General features: G+C 35.1%; 3 protein-coding genes. All 3 read right to left on the minus strand.

All coding sequences use genetic code 11. The features are described from left to right. The coding region (locus CDZ78_RS24610; protein WP_444979224.1) for an IS1/IS1595 family N-terminal zinc-binding domain-containing protein at positions 1 to 179 on the minus strand (179 nt) is incomplete at its 3' end. Positions 180 to 246: 67 nt separating this feature from the next. Next, positions 247 to 387, minus strand: coding sequence for a hypothetical protein (locus CDZ78_RS22460; RefSeq protein WP_167374427.1), 141 nt, complete (start codon positions 385 to 387; stop codon positions 247 to 249). 69 nt (positions 388 to 456) lie between these two features. Next, a complete protein-coding gene (locus tag CDZ78_RS20135) occupies positions 457 to 1596 on the minus strand; it encodes a DNA-methyltransferase (protein WP_087871547.1) in 1140 nt (379 codons plus the stop codon). Positions 1597 to 1614 lie beyond the last annotated feature (18 nt).

Raw genomic sequence — 1614 nt, forward strand, 5'->3', positions numbered from 1 at the left:
ACGACTTTTTCTTGGACTCCAGGCACACATGCATTATAGCGATAGTACAGCATAAATGTTTGAGTTTGGCAGGCACTATTTTTGCAGCGATACCGCTGTATATTTTGAGCATTCTTTCCTGATTTCATGATAGTGCTACAGCGACAATTTGGGCAACTTACTTCTTGATAACATTTCATTCGAGGAATTATGATGTAAACCTTTTACTTCTCCTAATTATTTAAGTGAAATAACAGATTTAACCCACTACCGTATTTTTTTCATTCTTGGCGGTGGGTTATTTTCTTCTATTCGCCTTTTTGTATATTCTTTCGAGGCTTCTTCATTGGTCAGGGTGTTAGGTTTTTTACCTAACTGCCAAAGTAATTTATCTCTTTCTTTTCCCATTGCTCTATTTTTTAATTTTGGATATTCGTTAATTATAGCCGTGATAAAAAACCCAGAATACCCCCCATTTTATTTTATTAATCTTTGGTCTTGAGTGTTGTTGGAGGGAGGAATTAATATAAGTTTATTGTTAATAATGGAATTATCTGTATTAGGTTCTTTTTTAGCTTTTTGAGTTGATGGAGATTGAAGAATTATCATGCCATCATAACTAACATCTTTACTAAATAATTCGCACCCTTGAGTTTGTATGAGAATAACTCTTTTTGCTTTTTTTGTTTTCTTTGCTTTTTCTAGACAAGCCGCCGCCTCTGCTACGGTTTCATTCTTTTTTTGCACTCGAACTAATACGGGGCTATCTTCATAAGTTTCGACTAAAATTGCATCAATACCTTTATTTCTTTGAACAGGGTTAAAATCAATACCATTCAATAATCCTAGTGCTTCCTTATCAGCATTAACATAAGATTCTCTTCCATTTTTCAAAAGATTTGAATTGGTTTTAATGGGGTTGTTTATTCGGCTTAGAGAAAGCTCGATAGCCTCTGGTGATTCATCTATTCCTATGTAGTTACGACCAAGTAATTTAGATGCTACACAAGTTGTTCCGCTTCCACAGAAAGGGTCTAAAACTAAATCACCCTTTTCCGTTGTGAGTTCAATAATTCGGTCTAAAAGTAGCAATGGTTTCTGTGTGGGATAGCCAACACGTTCTTTTGCTTTGGGGTTTAAATAAGGAATTTCCCAAACATCACTCAAAGGGACACCTTTTTTCTTATCGGAATGTTTAAAATTGCCGCTATTATCAATGTCGTATATTGACTTATTATGTTTATCTCTAGTTCTACGTTGTAATATTTGGTCAATATTGGTTGTTTCAGAGTAAGAAGTGTAGATAGTATTGAATTTGAAATTCTTGCTTTTTGAATAAAAATAAATATTTTGGTGAGCTGGTAGTAATCCTTTTTTAGAGTTAGACCACCTTTTGTAGCTCCAAATTATTTCTGCTTGGAAGTTCTTAGTACCAAAAACTTGATCTAGTATCGCTCGAACAATATGTTCGCCACTCTTATCACAATGAACAAATATTGAACCACTTTCTTTCAATACATCACGCATCAAAGATATTCTTTTTTTCAGAAATTCAGCATACGCTGTCAGCCCCGGACGGGATGATAGTCTCCAGAAGGCGCAGGGAAATTTGCCAATCCGAAGTGCGCGATAGCG

The organism is Bathymodiolus platifrons methanotrophic gill symbiont (assembly GCF_002189065.1).
Lineage (GTDB): Bacteria > Pseudomonadota > Gammaproteobacteria > Methylococcales > Methylomonadaceae > Methyloprofundus.